Origin of the sequence: Fibrisoma limi BUZ 3, from assembly GCF_000296815.2 — a bacterium.
Lineage (GTDB): Bacteria > Bacteroidota > Bacteroidia > Cytophagales > Spirosomataceae > Fibrisoma > Fibrisoma limi.
Genome location: NZ_CAIT01000007.1, coordinates 675949 through 697181, shown reverse-complemented (window position 1 = coordinate 697181; position 21233 = coordinate 675949). Strand labels below are relative to the sequence as shown.

The window sequence follows — 21233 nt, the reverse complement described above, 5'->3', positions numbered from 1 at the left end:
AATTCAGTCGACAATGAGCACAGTGACGCGGAAAAGTCAGGGTTTTGCGGGGGAGCGTATTATCGAAATTCCAAAGGATGCACTGGAGCGATGCCGAACCATGCCGCTGATCAACAGCCTGTTCATTACCCGCATGGGGTTTTACCCAAAAGCCCGATATCATTATTACCAGCGTCCCACTGGTATCTCGCAGGTAATTTTGCTGTACTGTACCGACGGGCAGGGATGGATTCAGTTACCCAACCACCGGGTCTTACTGACGGCCGGAGAGGTGTTTGCCATTCCAGCCAATATGCCACATTCCTACGGTGCAGATAACAATAATCCGTGGACAATCCATTGGTTTCATCTTGGTGGTACACATTGTGGGCAGTCGGTGAGTACTATCGTAGACGAGCGTAGCAACACGCCCCACCCGCTTCGGGTACCGTATTCCGACGAGCGGGTTATCCTTTTCGACCGCATCTTCGATACGCTTCTGAAGGGCTATGGCACAACCAACCTGCTGTTCGCTAACCTGACATTGCCGTATTTCCTGGCATCGTTCGTGCTGCCCGAGAACTTCCAGCCCGACATTGTTACATCTGGTACGTCGCCCACCGATAAGGCCATTCTGTTTATGCAGGAAAACCTCTCGCGGACCGTGACGCTGGATAATATTGCTCAGTCGGCAAATCTGTCGGCTTCGTTTTTCTCCCGAAAATTCAAGCAGGATACGGGCTACGCACCGATCGAGTACTTCAATCACCTACGTGTGCAGCGGGCCTGCCAATTGCTTCACTTTAGCGATCTGCGGATTAATGAAGTCGCGTCGCAGTTGGGTATCGACGATCCGTTTTATTTCTCACGGCTGTTTAAAAAACACATGGGCGTTTCGCCGGCGGAGTACAAAAAGAGTGAAGGAATTCAGCGCCGAACGTAGTGAGATTGAGGTACAGAATGTTGGCCGTCGATACGATAACATACCAGTGCTACGTTACCGAATGAGGAGTATTCGCCCGTGGGTGCCTTATGGAAAAATAGTAGCTTGCAACTGGTTGCTGTTGCTTTTACTTCATTCATTAGCTTATGATCCGGTTTCGTTTACTCTCTCTTTTACTCCTCCTGTCAATAGGTAGCTGGGCGCAGCAAAACCAGTCGGCACCAAAACCGTTGCCCAGACTCGCTGGAACTGCCAGGCCGAATGCGGCCCAGCCGCGCAACGTCATTTTTATCCTGTCAGACGATCACCGGTACGATTTTATGAGTTTCATGAAGCCGGCCATTGCGCCCTGGCTTCAAACGCCGAATCTGGATCGTATCCGACGCGAAGGTGCCCATTGCCCCAAGGCGTTTGTTACGACCGCTTTGTGTTCGCCCAGCCGGGCCAGTATCCTGACGGGGTTGTTTTCGCACCAGCATACGGTGGTTGACAACGTAGCGCCCGAACCGCCCACGCTGACGTATTTCCCCCAGTACCTTCAGCAGGCCGGTTACCAGACGGCTTTTCTGGGCAAGTGGCACATGGGCGACGAAGACGACCGGCCGCGCAAAGGCTTCAACCATTGGGTGAGCTTTCGGGGCCAGGGGGTGTATTACAATCCCGTCCTGAACGTAGACGGCAAACGGGTCGAACACCGCGATAGCGCCTACATCGCCGACGTACTTACTGACTACGCGCTGAATTTTCTGAATCGACGCGATAAAGACAAACCATTCTTTATGTACTTGTCGCACAAATCGGTACACCACCAATTCCAGCCTTCCCGCGCTGACCGCAATCGGTTCGCCCAGTCGCCGATTCAGTACCCGGCTTCGTTTTATCAGACCGATCCGCGCAATCAGAACCCGGAAACCAAAGAAAGCGGGGTGCCGCACTGGGTCAGACGGCAGCGGTATAGCTGGCACGGCGTTGACTACCTCTATCATGGCTCTACTACGTTTGATTCGTTTGTGCGCGACTACTGCGAGACCCTGCGAAGCATGGATACCAGCATCGGCCGGGTGTTGAAATACCTCGATGACAACGGCCTGGCCGAAAATACACTGGTCATTTACATGGGCGACAACGGGTTTATGTTCGGCGAACACGGCCTGATCGACAAGCGGACGGCGTACGAGGAGTCCATGCGGGTGCCGTTTCTGGTACGTTGTCCGGCGTTGATTAAAGCCGGTATTACCGTAGCGCAGATGATACAGAACGTGGACGTAGCGCCGACCATTCTGGAACTGGCCGGTTTGCAGAAAGCCCCGCAGATGGTAGGACGTTCGATCATGCCGTTGCTGCAGGGTCAGTCGGTTCCGGACTGGCGCGACAAGATTTTTTACGAATATTACTGGGAGTATGACTTTCCGCACACGCCCACGGTCCACGCCGTACGTACCGATCGCTACAAGTACGTTCGTTACCACGGCATCTGGGATTCCAACGAGTTTTTTGATCTGGAGAAGGACCCGCAGGAGATGAATAACCTCATCAAAGATCCGCAGCACCAGACCACGATCAAGGAAATGGCCAACCAGATTTACGACTGGCTCGAAAGCACCGGCGGCATGGAAATCCCCCTGAAGCGTACGGTAAAGCCGCGTTTCGGCGACCATGAAAATAAAAATACGTATTAGCCGGAGCCGGCGCTGATTAGCCGACGGCTGAGTTACGTATCACAGGCACGAACTGATTGGATGCTTGCGCAACGGTAAGATAGTCAGTTGGTTTGTGCCTGTTTTTTGTTTTCCATTTATCCCTGCCATATTCCATTCGTGCAAATATGGGTTGTATGATTTGTCATTGTTTCGTAATTTTCTGGGAAACTGATCATGCAAAATCGTATGTTATCACTTCGACAAACCATCTTGACAGCTTCGGCAGTGGCAGCTCTGGTTCCGGCCGTTTATGCCCAGCCTTCGCCAGATAAAGCGAAAATGAACGAGAATCCTTTTTTACAGCCGTATACGACACCTCATCAAACGGCTCCATTCGACAAAGTAAAGAACGAATATTACCTGCCTGCCCTGAAAGAGGGTCTGGTACAAGGTCGTAAGGAAGTCGACGTTATTGTGAACAACGCGGCCAAACCGACCTTCGACAATACAATCGTAGCCCTCGAACGGAGTGGCGATCTGCTGGGCAAGGTAGCCTCCGTGCTCTTCAACCTGAACAGTGCCGAAACCAACCCTGACCTTCAGAAAATTGTCCGGGAAGCATCGCCCCTCCTGACCGAATACGGCAACGACATCACCCTGAACGAGAAGCTATTCAAGCGGGTGAAGGCGGTGTACGATCAGCGGGCATCCCTTAAGCTGGACCCCGAAAGCAAGATGCTCCTGGAGAAAACCTACAAGCGGTTTGCCCGCAACGGTGCCAATCTGGACGAAAAAGGGAAAGAGCGGCTGCGGGCTATCGACAAGGAACTGGCCCAGCTTTCACTGCAATTCGGCGAAAACGTCTTGAACGAAACCAACGAGTTCATGATGGAAGTGACCGACGAGAAAGACCTCGCCGGTCTGCCGGAGTTTGCCCGTGAAGCAGCCAAGGCTACTGCCAAGCAGAAAAATAAGGAGGGCTGGGTATTTACGCTCCAGGCACCAAGCTACGGGCCGTTCATGCAGTATGCCGACAACCGCGAGCTGCGTAAGAAACTGTTTCTGGCGTACAACTCACGGGGGTTCCAGGGTAACAAGAACGACAACCAGGAGATCATCAAGAAGATTGTGAACCTGCGCTACGAGCGGGCTAACCTGCTGGGCTACAAGACTCACGCTGACTTCGTACTGGAAGAAAGCATGGCCGGATCAAAAGATAAAGTGCAGAGCTTCCTGACGGAACTGGTATCATATGCACGCCCGGCGGCCGAAAAACAGTACGCTGAGCTGACAACCTACGCTAAATCTCACGGTTTCCAGGGCGATAAGCTGGAGCAGTGGGATAACAGCTACTACGCCGAAAAGCTGAAGAAAGAGAAGTATTCGCTGGACGATGAAATGCTGAAGCCGTACTTCAAACTGGAGAACGTACTGGATGGCGTGTTTACCGTAGCCAACAAGCTGTATGGCCTGACGTTCAAGGAAAACAAGAGCATTCCGGTTTACCATCCGGAGGTAAAAGCCTACGAGGTATTTGACAAAGACGGTAAGTTCCTGGCCGTGTTCTACGGCGACTACTTCCCACGCCCGGGCAAGCGGGCTGGTGCATGGATGAACGACGTACAGGGTCAGAAGGTCGAGAACGGCGTCAACATTCGTCCGCACATCGTCAATGTCTGCAACTTTACACGACCCACCGAAACCAAGCCGTCGCTGCTGACCTTCGGTGAGGTGACGACGCTTTTCCACGAGTTTGGCCATGGTCTGCACGGCATGCTGGCCAACGGTAAATACGAGAGCCTGAGCGGTACGAGCGTAACGCGTGACTTTGTTGAGTTGCCGTCGCAGGTGATGGAAAACTGGTGCTATGATCCCGAAGCGCTGAAGCTGTTTGCCAAGCACTACCAGACCGGCGAAGTGATTCCGGCCGAGCTGATCGAAAAAATTCGCGCCAGCCAGAACTTCATGGCCGGGGTAGCCAACCTGCGCCAGCTCCGGTTTGGTCTGGTTGATATGTACTGGCACAGCCAGAAGCCGACCGACGAGTCGGTGACAGAAGTCGAAAGCAAAATTGACTCGCTGGTAAATCTGTATCCGCCGGTGAAAGGCATTGCCTTCAGCCCTGCGTTCTCGCACATCTTCGCGGGTGGCTATTCGGCTGGGTATTACAGCTACAAGTGGTCGGAAGTGCTGGATGCCGATGCGTTCGAATTCTTCAAGGAGAAAGGTGGTCTGAATAACCGTGAGGTTGCCGACAACTTCCGGAAGAACGTATTGGAAAAAGGCGGCACCGAGAAACCGATGGAACTGTATAAGAAATTTCGGGGCCGCGAACCGTCGCCAAAAGCAATGCTACGTCGGAGCGGTCTGATTCTGTAAAGCTTCGCATTCTTAGCCTACAAACGAACTGAGCCGCTCCCATTCGGAGCGGCTCAGTTCGTTTGTGGGCTTATCAGTTACTTGGTGTTTATAAAGCCAAAAAGTACGATCTAGATAATTTTATATAAAATAATTAATAGACAAAAAACTTCAATATGAATAGCACCGTATCTATATTTATTACAACTTAATCATGTTTTTAATCATAAAAAACAAGTATGGAAAATAACTACAACGTTACGAAAGGGCTGTCTGCCAGAAAGCTTTTCTACTCTGGTCTCTGTTTGTTGAGCCAGGTGCTGCTGGTATGGGTATTGTCGAACCGGGCGCATGCCCAAACGTATCCGGCTAATTTTAGCCAGGTGCTGGTTGCCAATGGGATTAATCAACCGACGGTGGTAGTGCCTGCGCCGGATGGGCGCATTTTTGTTGCGGAACAGACGGGTGCTTTGCGCGTCGTCAAGAATGGGACGTTGCTGCCCACTCCGTTTGTTCAGTTACCTGTCAATGCAGAAGGGGAGCGTGGTTTGTTGGGTATTGCGTTTGATCCAGATTTTGCGTCTAACCAATACATTTATCTGTATTACACGACATCCGCTGGTACAATCCATAACCGCGTAAGCCGATTTACCGCCCAGGCCAATGCGGATGAGGTGGTGCCTGGTAGCGAAACCGTGCTGCTGGATACGGAACGGCTGGAAGCGTCCAATCACAATGGCGGGGGAATTGCTTTTGGAGCCGATGGAAAGCTGTACATCTGCGTTGGTGAAAACTCGAAGCCGGATAGCGCACAAACCCTGACGAATCATTTGGGCAAGGTCCTTCGCATCAACCCGGACGGATCGATACCGGCCGATAATCCGTTTGCGAACGCACCGCTCGATGTGACCAGACGCATCTGGGCCTATGGATTACGTAATCCATATACGATTGCCGTTCAACCGGGAACGGGCCGAATTTTTGTTAATGACGTGGGGCAGAATAACTGGGAAGAAATAAACGACGCTACGGTAGGAGGCCGAAACTTTGGCTGGCCACAGGCCGAAGGGCCTAGTAACAACCCGAACTTTGTCAATCCAGTCCATGCCTATCCGCACGCGAATAATGAAGAAATTGGCTGCTCAATCACGGGTGGTACGTTTTTTAACCCTGCAACGACCAATTATCCGGCCGTATACATTGGAAAATACTTTTACCAGGATTTCTGCCGACCCTTCATCAATCTGATCGATGTGGCCGGTAATAAATCGCCGTTTGCCAATAGTATTCCAGGATACGGCGTTAGCATGGCAACTGGCCCCGATGGTAATCTTTATTTCCTGAGTCGGGCGGATGGTGCTCTATATCAGATTGTATATACTGGTCCTGACGAACCTGAACCCCCGACCGACTTTGCAATCACCGGCGTTACGCTGAACAACTGCAGTGTGATATCGCCTGGCCAGCGTTCGTTGACGTTTACGCCACAATACACCGGCCAGACTACACAACCGATCACGTTCCGGGTGGTCAATGAGTCTCTGCCTACCACAAATCCTGGTCCGTATACCATAAATCTTTATACCGATAATCCATCCATCGTGTTGAGGGCGCGGCTGGATGGTATGCCCGGCGAGGTTAGCTTTACGTACAACTGGCTGGCGGCCTGTAATGGGAATTCGCCGGGATCGGGTAATACGGCGCCTATTGTGGCGAATACTATCGGGGCGCAATCGGGACAGGTTGGTCAACCTTTTTCATTCATCATACCCGCCAATACGTTTAGTGATGCTAATAACGACGCGCTGACGCTGTCGGTAACTGGCTTACCAGCCGGACTTACTTTTGTTGCACCTAACACAATTAGCGGAACGCTTGATGCTCAGGGTGTATCAACAGTTACCGTAATGGCTACTGATCCGGGCAGCTTATCGGTGAGTACGCAGTTTACCCTGACGGTTACTCCTGGTTCAACCAATCCGCCATCGGGTTTTGCGATCACCGGAGTAACGCTTAATGGCTGCGAAAGTTTATCCCCTGGTGAGCGCAGACTGATTTTTACACCTCAGTACAGCGGGCTGAATGGCCAACCTGTTAGCTTTTCAGTCGTTAATGAGATGTTACCGACTACATCGCCGGGACCGTATTCACTGCGTATCTATACGGACAACCCTACGATTGTGCTGAAGGCCACCCAGCAGGGCACGCCGACCGAAGCCAGCTTCACGTATACCTGGGTGAACAGTTGTCTCAGTGGTGCACGCCGGATGGCAGAACAGGCTGAAGCGCTGTCAATACGAGTGCTGGGTAATCCTACTGTTTCGGAAACCGTCGACGTGGAAGTACGTGGCGCGGCCGGGCAGCGGGTGCAGTTGAAGACACTTGATAGCCGCGGTCAGGTGGTCGGGCAGGCAATTGTGAATCAGGCCGGTACGGCTGAACGCATCACCGTACCATTAGGCCGCTCGGCTGGTATGTATCTGTTGCGGGTATATACATCGACAGGGCAGCGGACGACGAAGGTGCTGAGGCAGTAATGAGGGAGAAGATTGGCTGGTGGGAGACGCTACGTGAAACAAGCCCACCAGCCAGTTTGCGTTTCGAATTGAAAAGAAAATGTAGATTGAAATTTGAGGTAAGGTTGTTGGGGAAAGCAGGAGATCACTTACAGTCGACTCATGAGCCGGTCGATTTCCAGAATTTTATCAGAGGCAAGCTGCTGAATGGCAAAATTACTCCGGGCGTTCTGAGTAATGATCTGAAAGTTTTGCCGCGCAACAGAGTATAGCTGTCTCCGCTTCGAATTCTCGTTGTAAGCTTCCAGGATATCAGCTTGGATCTTTTTGCAGTTGGCATCATTAAACCGAATTTGCCATTTCAACTCTTCGATCTGCGGATTAGGTTGCTGCGCCCCTCCACCGCCCCCCGCTCCAGCGGCTTTCTGACTCTGAGCCAGCATGACGTTGAGATTATTCTGTAATCCCTGTTTTTCAGATTTAAGCTGGTTGTTTTCGTTTTGTAGTCGTCGGAGTTCGGCTGTGCCATTCTGAACGCCTAAAAGAGCCCTCCGCTTTTGAATATAATTGCCACGCTCTTTTGAAATCTGGAATAAGTAAGCGCACGCATTATCGCGAATCCGAAGCCGAGCACCGGTATAATTACGCTTTGCCTGAAAATCAGTTATCTTTTTGAAAAACTCAGTGTTTTGTTGTTCGGCTTTGGTCAGCCAACTGTTCCAGGTTTCGAATGGGAGTCCTTCAGCCGGAATATGTTGGTTATGTTCTTCTATATCTTTCACATATTGCTGCAGAACATCCATGTCTTTCACAAGGGCTTCCTGCTCACTAATAGCTTTCTGATTGCCTCCTTTGCCGCCTTTTTTGGTGCCCATCCAATACGATAAAAAGAGAGGTAGGGCGAGAATCAGAACATAAACAGCGATAAAGTTGATGAGAGAAGTGTTACGTTCGGTTTTATTTAATGGTTCCATGGTTGACGGTACAAACTAGGTAAGGGGTAAATAAGCGGATAGGAAGTTAGATTATCGACCAGTCATCCGGGGACGATAAGGACCCGAACCCGGAATGGCAGAATTGTTTGGAATATCTTTTTTATCGGTGACGACCGAGTCGTATCGGATATGTTTATCCTGCGGCTGCTGGCCTATATACTCCAGTTGGGCCAGTTGATTGAAGATTTTGTGAATATCGCCCCAGCACTGCGATAGCGCATTTAAGTGCGGGTTAATGTCGCTATGATCGTAATCAAAGTTTACGACCAAATCTATATCCTTATTCATTAGCTGATCAGGAGAGATACTGGTCCAGTCCTGAAAATACTTGAGTACCAAATCCCGGCCCATTCGGACACTGCCGCTCAAGGCCGGATCATTCAGGCAGCTAATAGCAGTTTTCAGACGACGGGTGGCCAGTGTAATGGCTTGTAGCCAATAGATTGGTGGCCGCTCAGGCGCTGTAAACTGGTATTGATTGAGTGGGTTGTCGAGACCGGTTGCAACCTGTTCAGCAAGGTCCCGAATTAATTCGGCCAACGGACCCGCTCGACGGGCCTGTTCTGTGCCCCGTTTTTCACACACCTTATTTACGATCAGGAAGGCATCCCGCTGCACTTCGGCCAGGATCCGATGTAACGTATCGGCCCAGCTTCGGAGACGGGGGTGGCTGTCAATTGCTGCGCATGCAGGGATGTAGGCATCGTTGTTGCTCAGGATACCGTACTTACCGATAATGTGCCCAACAATCAGATGAAATGATTCAAACTGAGCCGATTTGTAGTTGGTCCGGGTGTCCAACTGACCTACGAACTGGTGGCGGGGAACAATACTTAGTTGATAAGAGGGCAGTGTAAACGGTGGACGAGGAGGTTGCTCGCCAGGGGTTGGCATCCCGTGCGCTTTACGGGCAAATAAATCAACTGACAGCACGATGAGGAAGTTAAGCTCATCGGCCATAGGCATGTTAAACTTTGTAAGGATGTCCGTTAGGCTGGTCGCCAGATCAATCGGATGGTTAACTAACTCAATTCGGCAGCCAGCACCCGTAATTGCCCGGCAATTGGTAAGCTGAGCCCGTACGTTCTGGCTTTGGTCGATAATAACCTGAAGGTTAAAGTCTGGCTGGTCGGAGGGCAGCAGCCCATAATTATAGGTGGTTAGTCCAACGGCTGCTGTGTCGCGCAGGTGATCGCTGATGAAATGTTCAAAGTCGGTAAAATGCCTGCGGGCAATCTTCATCCCGTCGACCCAATTCACCGGATAATGGTCAAGTTTAGGCAGCATAGTCAGTAAGCTCAAGTGTGGATCTAGTTGGAAGCCCAACGGTATTTGCGAAAAACGTATTTTTTTTCGTTTCATCGCAATGCCCATGTATAAATATTTGATGATGCCAACTTCGGATCAACTCAAGGACCATTTTGGTGCATGACATACCATAGTCTATTGTGATACAGGGCCTTTTACCTGATGGACTCGCTGGTGAGGAAGCATCGACCTTTTAAAAAAAATAATAGGTCTTCATTTATTATATGCTAAAATTTTTTCATTTTGCCATACAATTTGACTAGTTAAGCGGTGATTGATACCGCTGATTATCAATTGCTCTATCCACGCTTTATGAATGATACTACTTTCACCATCGGCCGATCGGCCGAGAATCATCTTGTTGTTGACAATCCCTGTGTCAGCCGACGCCATGCCCGTGTGACGTTTATTACGGATCACGTTGTGTTGCTTGAGGATAATGATTCGACGTATGGTACGTTCGTAGATGGCCGTCGGGTAGCCCGCACGGTTATAGGGGTGGAAAGCCGGATTGTTCTGGGACAGGATACGCCCGTCGATCCGCAACGCATCTTCAGTTTAAAGCACGCACTGCCGTTCGCCTACGCCCAGCCCCGGCCGGTTAAACTCACAGCTCCGCATCCAGACTGGGAAAAGCCCGAACTGGCTGGGCTGGATGTGCCGGTGACTCCGACCAAGACAGATCCGCTGGATTTTACGGCGGAGTTTAGACGGCTGATCTCCATGCAGGAAACTTATACGGCAGCCCGTGAAGCAATCCAGATCAATAGCCCACGGCATCAGGCTTGGCTGCGAGCCTCGTTTGGGCTCACTCCTCTAATTGGCCTGGCTTTTGGGCCTATGGGCATCATGGTGAGCGTTTTAGGCGCTGCCATTGGTCAAATCGTAGCGGCCGAGTTTCTGAATCCTTCCGAGAAACTGCTGGCCCTCGACAAGGAGTTCAAGCGCACTTACGTTTGCCCATCCTGTGGCGTGTTTCTGGGAAATGTTCCCTATGCCGATCTGGTTCGCCGGCGGCAATGCCGGGAGTGCAAAGCCCATTGGGCTGACTAATAATCGTTTGCTTATAAAGCCGCCCCGCGGCCTTTCAGTTAATATCCGTACCATACAAATCTATTCTTCCCATGGCAACCTACGACGCCTACGATCCTGGAGAGGGATCTGCCTATGATCAATCGGGCCAGCAGCCCGAAAACGACGCTGCGTCAAACAAATCCTTGTCCAGCGATCAGAAAAAAGCAATTGGAGCCGCTGCGGTCGGTACCGCAGCCCTGGGTGGCGCTGCTTACGGATTAAGCATGCTTGAGGACAGTGAAAATCAAGTATCTCAGGACAATGACACATCAGGTGATGACGATGATGCCAACCGGGCTGGCACTACCGGTGCAGTCGTGGCCACTACACAGCCACCCGGTGGTGCAACGCCGACGCCGGTTAATTCCGATCCTTTTGCTGGCCTGACCGGGTTTGACAAGGCTTTTGCTGAGGCTCGTCATGCTATGGGGCCCGGCCACACGTTTACCTACGAAGGAGGCCTTTACAACACTTATACCAAGGAGGAAGAAGCCATGCTGACTCCGGATGAGCGTAATGCGTTTTTGGCAGACAATAACCTGTTGCCGCATAAGCATGCACAACACGAAACGTCGTTGCTGGCGAGCAATAATCCGGATGAATTACCACAGGTTTCCCTTGCTGATGAGCCAAATGTATCCGTTGTAGAGCATGATGAGCAGTCTGTAACGGTTGTTAGTGCTGATGACGTTAATTCGTCTGGTATGGTAGCTCTCGTTGATGATGCCAATCCGGATGTGAACCATGACCAGCTGATCTCTGACTTAGAAACTGGTCTTGACAACCCTACTGACCTCAGCACTGATCTCGACGATCATAGCGGCATTGGGGCATTTACCTGATTGTTTGGTGCTGCGTTTGAGCAGGTATTTTTCCGGTAAACGCTTTGTATCCCGTCGGGCTACGAGTGTGTTTCTCTTCAATACAGCACGACTATGGCCGTACCTTCTTTGCGAATTGTGTGCGGTAATCCCAAATGCCGGGCCACGCTACAGGTTCAGAATCCTCAGAAACTTGTAGAGGCTAAGTGCCCGGCCTGTGGTTACCTAAACCCAATTCCCAGACCGGTTGAATCTGATGATGAGCAAACCCAAGTGAAAACAGCCATGCCGGCTGAATTAGGGTGGCTTATTGTCAAGGATGAACACACCGCAACGCAGACTTTTTCGTTGCGGCTTGGCATCAATACAGTTGGCCGGATGTCGAATGTGTCACCGTCAGATCACATGGTTAAAACCGATGATAAGTACATGAGTCGGCCACATTGTACGATTGAGGTCAGGATCAATAAGCAGGGGGGAATCAACTACATTCTTCAGGATGGTGCAGTCCGGCCCGATGGAACCTGGAAGGTCAGTACGAATGGTACGTATCTCAACGGGGAAGAGGCCCGGTTGGGTGAATTCGACCGAATTTATCTGAATGATGGGGACACAGTACAGATTGGTGTAACAAAGCTGGTGCTGAAAACGCTTCAACTGGCCGAATCGCTGCAGAAAGCATACCGCCAGGTAGAAGATATGGACTACGGACGTACGGTGATCGGATTTACAACAGTATAAGGCATGTTGAGGCTGATTCTTTGAATTCAAACATGACTAGCTCCGCTTGAAAGCGATGGAAGTACTCATTACCCCGCCAATCGGCTTTACGAGACCGGGTAGCCGAAGTAATAACGAGGATACGCTGTTTCCAAATCCGGAACGAGTGGATCCGGATCAACGTTGGTTTCTGGTTTGCGACGGCGTTGGTGGCGCCGAACGGGGTGAGGTAGCCAGCCAACTGGCCGCTGCTCAGTTTGATCGTTATTTTCGGAATCATCCCGTTACGGTAGTCACCGAGCAATACATCCAGCAGGCGCTCAATTTTGTTCATGATTGCTTCGATGACTACGTGGCGGCCAATGCGCAGGCCAAGAGTATGGGGACTACGCTGACACTTGTGTATCGGCATGATGCGGGCGTTACCGTAGCGCACCTCGGCGACAGTCGGGTGTATTTGATTCGGGACGGGGCTATTCAATGGCGTACCAGTGATCACTCGTACGTTAACGAACTCGTTCAGTCGGGGGTGCTGACAGCCGATGAAGCGAGGTTGCATCCGCAGCGGAACATCATCACCCGGGCGATTCAGGCTGGGCATAAGCGGGCCCAGGCCGATGTGCAGTTGCTGAATGATCTGCGACCCAACGACTATTTATTCATGTGTACGGATGGGATACTCGAAAGGATTAGCGATGAACTGCTCGAAAAAATACTTGGTAGCGACGACTCCAACGCCGAAAAAATTAATACCCTGCTGGCCTGCTGCAATGGCCATACACGTGATAACTTCACGGCTTATCTCATCCAGATAGCAGCTGTCAGGGGGGATGTGCAGCCGGCTTCCAAAATTGTACTTCCCATTTACACCCGGCCAGAGGCCACAGAGCCAGATGATGCCGTAACGCTGATTGGGGTACCACGGCCAGAACCATCAGTATCGTATGCATATTCAGCGGCCCTTGCCAGCGTTGATGCGGTCGCTCCGGTTCATGGCAAAGTGGATACTCCTGACCAACCGGTTCTTCAAAAACAGCCATCGATCAGTAAGCCTGGAGCAAGTGGATCTGCGCGGTGGTTATGGGTCATGGTCGTCATACTCGTATGCGGAGGAAGCTATGGATTATGGTGGCGGTTTGGTCAATCGCGGACTAGGGAACCAGATGCCTTGCGAGCACCGAAAGTGGCCGTCAGTAGCTTGCCCGAACGTCCTGAACCTGTTGCCAAGCCGCCGATGGTTGCTCCGGTTGCAGAAAAGGCAGATGAAACGAGTCAGGGAAAGAAGCCCGCTGATAGCCAGGACAGCTCGGATGACAGTGGACTAAAGGTTGTACAGACGCTGAGCCGGATGAAACTGGAGGTAGTGCAGGACAAACAGGGTAAACTTGGTCTGCGACGCACTGGTGGTCGGTTAGTATTCTCTCCACAATTTGAACAGGTTAAACTCTCACAATTCAAATGGGGCTTAATACCCGTTACCATTGATGATTCACCGAAAGTCATCAGCCAGCAAGGTAAAATCTATGATTTGATGGGTAACCCGAGCCAATCCTGCGGGATGATACCGGTGCGAAGGGGCGACTGGTGGGGCTACGTCAACTTAGACGGTTATGAACTCATCGCGCCCCGTAAGTATATCACTGCACAGACCTTCGAAGAAGATAATAACTGTACCGCCGAAGTAACGGACCAGCAGGGTAAGACCTACCGGATTAACCGAAAAGGACAGCAGCTTCCGAATTCGCCCAGCTCCACACCATCCCCAAACGAGACGCTCTGAGACGTCATTCCAGGTATGATTGGCACTAAACTATTCGACTACGAAATAACCCGCAAGATCAAGGCTGGGGGCATGGGCGTGGTCTATGAAGCGCAGCGGGTGTGGGGCAAACGCGAACGGGTAGCCGTGAAATTTTTGCTGGAGCAGCTTCGGGACGATGAACCGATTCGGCGCCGGTTTATCCGGGAAGCTGAGATTCTTGAGATGTTAAATCATCCGCGGATTGTCCGGATCCTGGGGCTGGACCCCGATCGGGATGCGTTTGTCATGGAGTTCGTCGAAGGAAAAACGCTGTCTGAGCATTTGCGTAGCAGTCCTGAAACATACCGCCAGCCCGAAGTTACAATCCGGATGTTTGCCCAACTACTGGATGCCTTCGATTATGCTCATCATGTAGTAGTAGAGATCGGCTCCCGGCAGGAGCAGGGTGTCGTCCACCGCGATATTAAGCCGAGTAATATCATCATTGAACCCGATGGAAATCCAAAAATTCTGGATTTTGGTATCTCGCGCATCTCTACATTCGAAAGCACCCTGACCGATCCAAAGCTACAGATGGGTTCGGTAGCATACATGAGTCCGGAGCAGATTGTGAATCCAGCGGCTGTTGACTGGCGGAGCGATATCTACTCACTGGGCGTAACGCTCTGGGAAATGTTTGTCGGGAGTTCGCCTTATCCGCAGGTAACGAATTTTGATATGGTCGTTCAGGTGCAGAACAAGATTCGGAACGAACCGCTTCCCAAGTTGACGGAACTCCTAACGAACGTATCAGCCAAAGACAAGCGGGTACTCCAACGGATCGACGCCATTATTGCGAAAGCTACGGCTAAACACCCAGGTCAGCGCTACCAACGCTGCCAGGAAATGAAGGAGACACTAAAGGCGGCACTGCATGTCGATCAATCTGCTGAGATCGGAGTCATGCCTGCGAAGGCGACCGATGCTCACCCGGCAGAAACTGTCCAGGCTAATAATGTACCCAACGACAGCCACCAGGCGCAACCGTATCTGGAAGAATTTACACAGATTCAGGAGCCTAATACGGTCATTACTCCGATTGAGATGATGGCTAGCCCCGTGAACTACGAGAATATGTCGCTCACACCGGATGGCTCACTGGCTCCTATTTCGAACGTACACGGAAACACAGGGGCTAGCAAATGGCTGAACAGGCTTCAACACCAACCCCGTCGAGTCTGGGCGCTTCTCGCGCTGGGTACCGTAGTGGTCGTCGCTGGAGTGTGGATTTCTCGTATTCAGTCCTCTACGCCAGCTGTTCAGGCGGCTTCGCCCCAGGCCATCGTGACGCCAGCTGCTGAGATCGGGGAGGTGACAGACGAAGTACTGGCTGCTCTTTCGATGGCTGATTCCTGCTACGAGGTAGGGTATCAGTACTACCAAGTACGAGATTACAAGAAGGCAATTTACTGGTACCAGAAGGCTGCCAACTTGGGATCACCTATTGGGCAAACAAATCTCGGTTATATGTACGAGCATGAATTGGGCGTGGCGCGCAACTACACTGAAGCCCTAAAATGGTATCAGAAAGCAGCAACCGCCGGTAATGCCGATGGACAAAATAACCTGGGGTCAATGTACTACAACGGCCTTGGAACGTCGAAGGATTATACCCAGGCGCTGAAATGGTACCGGGCGGCTGCCGAGCAAGGGAACGCAGGAGGGCAGATCAACCTGGGAATTATGTACGACGAAGGGCATGGTGTCGCTGCTAATAAAACCGAAGCCTTGAAGTGGTATATGCGGGCGGCCAATCAGGGAAACGCAGATGGACAATACTACGTCGGAACGCTATATGAACTGGGGGAGGGCGTTGAGCAAAACGAAAACAAAGCGGTGCAATGGTATCGGGTGTCAGCCCGGCAGGGTAATAGGAACGCTCAGGGAGCCTTGGGGCGGCTAAATCAAACGTGGTAGGTGAATTCAATTAACCAATAGAGGATGAGACTAATTTTACTAATTGGAAGTATTATATTAATATCCTTGAGTAGTCTCTACGCTCAGGAAACGATTTATCTGGCCAATGGCAATCGCCTGCCGGGTAAACTGACCGGCGCAGAAGGGGAGAGGGTACGGGTTACTGCCGTCCGAAACGGTAAGTCTAGTACGTTTAGTTCGCGCCGGGAAAACCTGCTGGTTGCCGTGGCGGCCGACGGCCGGTTTTTAATTATCAGCGATCTTGACCAGGACCCTGTCAAGGCGCAACAGGAAATTGACGCATTCAATAAAGATGAAGCGTCGCGCCGTACTTACGACCTCTTATTGAAAGCAAGCCCTGCTTCGGTGATCCAGGCCCAAATCCAGTACGAAAGCGACGAAGTTATTAACTATAAAGCCCCGACAGGAGGAGCCGCTTCTATCAATAAACGGGAACTGGCGGCCATTTTCTACCGCGACGGGCGGCATAAGTTGCTCATGCCACCGGCAGCGGTCGTAACGGCGGTAAATAGCGCTAGGGGGGAGCTAAAACGGTTGTTTACTCCGCCGGTTACCAAGTCCGTAACCGTAGCAAATGTTACAAAGCCGACGCCGGCAAAACCGGTGAAGGGAGGGGTAAAAACGGCCGCGAAAGCTCCTGTTATCAAATCCAGCGAACCGATAGTAAAAACGGAGGTTTCCAAGCCAAAACCTGAGCCGTCGGTATCGAAGCGACAAGCAGTTGCAACAACTACAGACGTAAAACCAACACTGACCGAGGCCCAATATCAGCAATACCGGTCGGATGCTCTCAATCGTGTTGATCAGTTTGTCGCCTGCCTGAATATCATTACCAATAGAGAATTGGATGATACACAACGGGACAAAGCTATTGATCAGGCTCTTGGCTGGTTTATGCCCGATGCGACCGTTGAAGTGTCATCGACAAAGCGTCCGGGTGTACGTAAGCTAAAAATTGGTGATTATTTGAGGAAGCTGAAACTGTTGCCGTACGCGTCGACCGCTATTGAATGGACGGAGGTTCAGTACGTCAGTGAGTTAACCCAGGCTACTGACGGAAATTACTACGGACTAATTAAAGGGCAGCAAACGTTCACTGGCTACAGTGAAAACGGCCAGGATGTGATGTACAGCGACGTAACGGAGAAAAGCATTAAGGTAAAACTTGAATCGTACACGAAAAGCGATGAGTCGGAAGTGACCGGCAAAGAAGTGAAGTGGCGGGTGCTGCTTGGCAATATTGGATTGATTGATAAATAAAGAATTTACTCGTCTGATTATGAAGCGTAACCTTTACTTACTTATTCTGGCAGGTCTGCTAATGCCCGGCCGGAGCTTGGCGCAGGGTATTACAACGCGTGATAGTGAAGAAATTAAACTGCTGGCTCAACGCAAAGTTGAACGCGGTCTTAGCGACTTTTTGAATGTGTTGGTTGATGAAGATCTTGAAGAAGCGCAGCGCAAGGAAATTGTCAGAAAAAGCCTTGCCCTTGATACACCCAATCGCCTGTTTTACAATCAAGATGTGATAATCGAAGACGATCTTCAGCCAGAACGACCCATTGATCAGCCGCTTGATCTCAAAATCGAGAAATATCTTGCCAATCTCGACTTGTTTTACACTAAGTCATCGGAACCCACAATCGCTTTTTCAAACGTAAAGGTGTCAAGTGTAAAAGAAAGGGGGTATACGTACGTCAAGGTTTTCTACACACAACTTTTCAAAGGAAAGAATAATCAATCAGCTGTTGCTTTTCGGCCTGTTCCCCGCGTTGCCGAAATGCGGGCTGAACGGGTGGGTAAAAAGTGGACCGTGATGATTGCACAGATCGGCTTTCTGGCACCTGGCGACTCCGTGACAGCCGCGCTTAATAACGTAACGCTTGTAGAGCCCCCCGCTCCGGTTGACAGCGCAGCTATTGCTGCCGAGAAGGAGCGGGCTGAATTAGAGCAGGCTAGACTCGATGAGGAACGAAGGAAAGAAGAAAAGCTTCGGGAAACTTATAAAAATTACATCACAGAGGGCGACAAAGCGCTGGCCAATAAAGATTACGCGGGGGCATTGCGGTCGTATGGAGAAGCTGAGAAATTTAATAAATCACAACAGTACGAAGATGAAATTCCCAGTATAAAAATTTCTAAAGTAAACCGCTTAATGAACGCGGCTAAAATAGCCGAACGTGAACTGCTGCGGGAAAATGCGGAGAAAGCTGAACTAGCGCGTAAAAAACGCCAGTACAACGAGGCCTTACAGTATTACAACAAAATTCAGGCTAAGTTTCCAGATTCCACCGCTTTGCTGGTCGTCATTAAAGACCTGACTCGAAAAGCCAACATCAAAACTGAATTTGACGAACAGTTCGCGTCGGGACAGTACGAAAAACTGGTCAGCGATTACGACAAAATCATCAAGAAAGAAGAAGCTAATTCCGACTGGTACCTGGGTCGTGCCAAGTGTTATCTAAAGCTGAATAAGGATGACCGGGCGATGAAAGACCTCAATAAGTCGATCGAGTTGGACTATGCTAACCTGGACGCCCTGCTGGCCCGGGCCGACCTCAATCGCAAGTTGGGTAACCTGCCCAAGGCCATTGCCGATCAGACGGCTTATTTGAACATAGACACCAAAAACGATAATATTTACGCGCAGCGGGGTCAACTTCGGGTACGTACCAACAACCTGGCCGCGGCTGATGAAGATTTTACGCAGGCCATAACCCTGAATCCAAACCAGGGAGCGTATTATTACGACCGGGGGCTACTCCGTAACCGGAACCAGCAATACGATGCTGCCGTCGCTGATTTTACCAAAACTATTGAGCTGACTCCTGCCAAGCCAGATGCCTACTTCTGGCGTGGAATGATTTATGCAATGCAAAAGCAGTACCCACTTTGCGGAGCCGATTTTGCTGATGCCGTGAAGAAGAAGGCTCCTGTTGACTACTCAGCTCGTATGGATTCGGTGGTATTTAGCCTCTATTCGCTGGGGCAACAGGCTAACCAGGCTAAGAACTATGAGCAGGCCGTTCTTCACCTGACTGATGCCATCGCCGTACGAAGTGCATCGCCACAGGCTTTGTATGAACGTGGATTTGCTTACTTCAACCAGCAAGCATACGAGGAGGCTATTGACGATCTGACGGCATCGATTAAGTACGCCCCAACTGATGGCCCCCCCTTTGACAAACGGGCCGAAGCATACATGGCTACCGGAAAGTATGATCTGGCTGTGGCAGACTACCGCCAATCTGTGACCATAAACCCAGCCAATTATCCGGCCATGCTTGGCCAAGCTACTGCTCTGGTTCAACTGAAGAAGTATGTTGATGCAATTCCTTCTCTGATTGCAGTGAAAAGCGCTCAGAAAAAAATTGAAAAGAACTACACACCTACGTTCTTCCGGGATATGTATTATCGACTGGGACAGTGTGAAGCGGCAACCAACCAATATGACAAAGCGGTTGATGATTATTCTTCGGCGCTGAAGCTGGACGAAAATTTTGTGACCGGATACCTCGATCGGGGTGCAGCCTATGAAGCGCTGGGCCGCTTAGACCGGGCTGTTGATGACTACCAGCGGGCGATTGAGCGAAATCCTACATCTGTTCCTTATTATTTTGCCAAAGCCAGCGCGCTTGAAAAGAAGGGTGATTATGCCGAGGCAATCACGGCGTACGGAGAGGTAGCCCGGCTGGATTCTACTCAGCAATGGCAGACCAAAACTCTTTTACGTCGGGGTGCAAGCTACATTGGAATCGGGCAGTATACAGAAGCGCTGACGGATCTTAAGCAAGATGCTCTGCAGGCTGATACGCTGGTATGCCGTCATGATTGCTGGCTGAATACGGGTTTAGCTTACCTATATGCCGGGCAGCCCGATGCGGGATTACCGTACCTGGCCAGATGCCAGGGAACGCAGCCATATGCAGCCCGGGCTGCTTACGCAACGGCTTGTGCATATCTGCAACGAAACGACGAAACGGGGGCACTAACCTGGTTTGAGCGAGCTTTCCAGGATAAAGTTCTGACATCAGCCGACATCCGAAAGGATAAATTAATCGACCTGGCCCGCAAGGACTTCCGTAAGAATAAAGCCTTTCGGCAATTGACCGATAAGTACCTGAAGTGAGGCAGTTAGGAGTAAATCTGTACGTATGTTCTCCACTATCCATACTATCACATCATTGATTCATTCCTATTCGGTTAAAAACGGGGTGATGCGCCACGGCAATTCCCGGAACCGATGCAGGTTGTTTTGTTTGCTCATCGGACTCGTCTGGATAATCAGCCTGAGTAGCTGCAGCCGGATCGTACTGCTTCGGTATCCGCAGAAGCCTGCCGAGGTACACGCATCTGAATCGCTGACGCAGATTATGCTGGTAAATCCGACCCCGAAAATCGTCCTGCGCGTACCGGAGTCTTACCGGGATGGGCTTCCAGCTTCATCTTCCCGTAGCCAGCCGGGAAGTCGGTCACGAGTGGCGTATGAATCGTCATTCGGAACCGGATCAGACATGTATGCGGAGAAACTGCTCTACAACGCCATTGAGAAACAACTGTTTCAGGAAGGTTTTACAGTGCGTGATCGGCGGCTCTTCAACGACGTGCTCGACAAAACCGGTAGCGTTGATTATTCAAAGGTGCATGGATTAACCAACACAGATCTTATTCTGGAATGGATTAACTTGGACCGGCAGGTCAATTACGACACGAACGTATGTTATCGGGTTCTCAGGAAGGGGCGTGAAAAGTCAATCGAATTGCTGGAGCCGTTTCAGCGACAGGGGGCTTCAATCGAGTTTAAACTGATCGCGGTAAAGACTAACGAGGTAGTTGGTACATATAAAATCCACTATACCCCTTGTACGGAAGGTTGCATTTATCGCTATAAAAACGGCCAGCTAATACCCGTAACAACTCGTACGAATGTGAAGTCGTACGAGGTGATGAACCAGAACGAACTGGAGGTATTCTTGACCGATGCGACAAAACAGATAGTTCAGGCTATGCATTGAACGATGATATACACAGGCTGCCGACTTTTCGTTTTATGGACGTGCATTATTACTGGCCTTCTGGCATCTGCTACGGAAGGACTAGGCCAGGATGTGATGTATTTTAGCAACGGTGATTCTCTTCC

14 protein-coding genes are annotated in these 21233 nt (G+C 50.7%); 12 read left to right on the top strand and 2 right to left on the bottom strand.

The features are described 5' to 3' along the window. Positions 1 to 13: 13 nt before the first annotated feature. The 4 genes from BN8_RS19030 (at position 14) to BN8_RS31945 (ending at position 7457) form a co-directional block, all read left to right on the top strand. Positions 14 to 922 carry a helix-turn-helix domain-containing protein gene (locus BN8_RS19030; RefSeq protein WP_009283552.1) on the top strand — a complete coding sequence of 303 codons (909 nt, stop codon included), beginning with the start codon at positions 14 to 16 and terminating at the stop codon, positions 920 to 922. Between the two features lie 146 nt (positions 923 to 1068). Beyond that, entirely contained in the window at positions 1069 to 2601 is a 1533-nt protein-coding gene (locus BN8_RS19025) for a sulfatase family protein (RefSeq protein ID WP_009283551.1), read from the top strand. Positions 2602 to 2808: 207 nt separating this feature from the next. Beyond that, positions 2809 to 4941, top strand: coding sequence for a M3 family metallopeptidase (locus BN8_RS19020; protein ID WP_374755531.1), 2133 nt, complete (start codon positions 2809 to 2811; stop codon positions 4939 to 4941). 218 nt (positions 4942 to 5159) lie between these two features. Next, positions 5160 to 7457 carry a PQQ-dependent sugar dehydrogenase gene (locus BN8_RS31945; RefSeq protein WP_009283549.1) on the top strand — a complete coding sequence of 766 codons (2298 nt, stop codon included), beginning with the start codon at positions 5160 to 5162 and terminating at the stop codon, positions 7455 to 7457. A gap of 128 nt (positions 7458 to 7585) precedes the next feature. Here BN8_RS31945 and BN8_RS19010 read toward each other — a convergent pair whose 3' ends face one another. Both BN8_RS19010 and BN8_RS19005 read right to left on the bottom strand, forming a co-directional pair. Further along, complete coding sequence (locus BN8_RS19010; RefSeq protein WP_009283548.1) at positions 7586 to 8410, bottom strand: hypothetical protein; 825 nt, start codon at positions 8408 to 8410, stop codon at positions 7586 to 7588. 51 nt (positions 8411 to 8461) lie between these two features. Beyond that, positions 8462 to 9718: a hypothetical protein gene (locus tag BN8_RS19005; protein WP_040006259.1), complete on the bottom strand. Its 1257-nt coding sequence runs from the start codon at positions 9716 to 9718 to the stop codon at positions 8462 to 8464. 333 nt (positions 9719 to 10051) lie between these two features. Here BN8_RS19005 and BN8_RS19000 point away from each other — a divergent pair, with 333 nt between their 5' ends. The 8 genes from BN8_RS19000 (at position 10052) to BN8_RS18965 (ending at position 21108) form a co-directional block, all read left to right on the top strand. Then, positions 10052 to 10792 (top strand): FHA domain-containing protein, encoded by a 741-nt coding sequence (locus BN8_RS19000; RefSeq protein WP_009283546.1) that lies wholly within the window; start codon positions 10052 to 10054, stop codon positions 10790 to 10792. Positions 10793 to 10863: 71 nt separating this feature from the next. Continuing rightward, complete coding sequence (locus BN8_RS18995; protein ID WP_009283545.1) at positions 10864 to 11655, top strand: hypothetical protein; 792 nt, start codon at positions 10864 to 10866, stop codon at positions 11653 to 11655. Between the two features lie 93 nt (positions 11656 to 11748). Continuing rightward, positions 11749 to 12375: an FHA domain-containing protein gene (locus tag BN8_RS18990; protein WP_040006258.1), complete on the top strand. Its 627-nt coding sequence runs from the start codon at positions 11749 to 11751 to the stop codon at positions 12373 to 12375. Positions 12376 to 12430: 55 nt separating this feature from the next. Continuing rightward, complete coding sequence (locus BN8_RS31940) at positions 12431 to 14134, top strand: PP2C family protein-serine/threonine phosphatase (protein WP_009283543.1); 1704 nt, start codon at positions 12431 to 12433, stop codon at positions 14132 to 14134. 15 nt (positions 14135 to 14149) lie between these two features. Continuing rightward, positions 14150 to 16072: a serine/threonine-protein kinase gene (locus tag BN8_RS18980; RefSeq protein WP_009283542.1), complete on the top strand. Its 1923-nt coding sequence runs from the start codon at positions 14150 to 14152 to the stop codon at positions 16070 to 16072. Between the two features lie 66 nt (positions 16073 to 16138). Then, the gene (locus tag BN8_RS18975; RefSeq protein WP_229368158.1) at positions 16139 to 17353 is read left to right on the top strand and encodes a hypothetical protein; all 1215 of its coding nucleotides are present in this window, start codon (positions 16139 to 16141) and stop codon (positions 17351 to 17353) included. Positions 17354 to 17372: 19 nt separating this feature from the next. Next, entirely contained in the window at positions 17373 to 20222 is a 2850-nt protein-coding gene (locus tag BN8_RS18970) for a tetratricopeptide repeat protein (protein ID WP_040006257.1), read from the top strand. A gap of 25 nt (positions 20223 to 20247) precedes the next feature. Beyond that, complete coding sequence (locus BN8_RS18965) at positions 20248 to 21108, top strand: hypothetical protein (protein WP_009283539.1); 861 nt, start codon at positions 20248 to 20250, stop codon at positions 21106 to 21108. Positions 21109 to 21233 lie beyond the last annotated feature (125 nt).

Excerpts from the sequence above, each read along its gene's own strand:
- BN8_RS19030 (WP_009283552.1), top strand. The coding sequence starts at position 14 with ATGAGCACAGTGACGCGGAAAAGTCAGGGTTTTGCGGGGGAGCGTATT.
- BN8_RS19025 (WP_009283551.1), top strand. The coding sequence starts at position 1,069 with ATGATCCGGTTTCGTTTACTCTCTCTTTTACTCCTCCTGTCAATAGGT.
- BN8_RS19020 (WP_374755531.1), top strand. The coding sequence starts at position 2,809 with ATGTTATCACTTCGACAAACCATCTTGACAGCTTCGGCAGTGGCAGCT.
- BN8_RS31945 (WP_009283549.1), top strand. The coding sequence starts at position 5,160 with ATGGAAAATAACTACAACGTTACGAAAGGGCTGTCTGCCAGAAAGCTT.
- BN8_RS19010 (WP_009283548.1), bottom strand. The coding sequence starts at position 8,410 with ATGGAACCATTAAATAAAACCGAACGTAACACTTCTCTCATCAACTTT.
- BN8_RS19005 (WP_040006259.1), bottom strand. The coding sequence starts at position 9,718 with ATGCTGCCTAAACTTGACCATTATCCGGTGAATTGGGTCGACGGGATG.
- BN8_RS19000 (WP_009283546.1), top strand. The coding sequence starts at position 10,052 with ATGAATGATACTACTTTCACCATCGGCCGATCGGCCGAGAATCATCTT.
- BN8_RS18995 (WP_009283545.1), top strand. The coding sequence starts at position 10,864 with ATGGCAACCTACGACGCCTACGATCCTGGAGAGGGATCTGCCTATGAT.
- BN8_RS18990 (WP_040006258.1), top strand. The coding sequence starts at position 11,749 with ATGGCCGTACCTTCTTTGCGAATTGTGTGCGGTAATCCCAAATGCCGG.
- BN8_RS31940 (WP_009283543.1), top strand. The coding sequence starts at position 12,431 with ATGGAAGTACTCATTACCCCGCCAATCGGCTTTACGAGACCGGGTAGC.
- BN8_RS18980 (WP_009283542.1), top strand. The coding sequence starts at position 14,150 with ATGATTGGCACTAAACTATTCGACTACGAAATAACCCGCAAGATCAAG.
- BN8_RS18970 (WP_040006257.1), top strand. The coding sequence starts at position 17,373 with ATGAAGCGTAACCTTTACTTACTTATTCTGGCAGGTCTGCTAATGCCC.
- BN8_RS18965 (WP_009283539.1), top strand. The coding sequence starts at position 20,248 with ATGTTCTCCACTATCCATACTATCACATCATTGATTCATTCCTATTCG.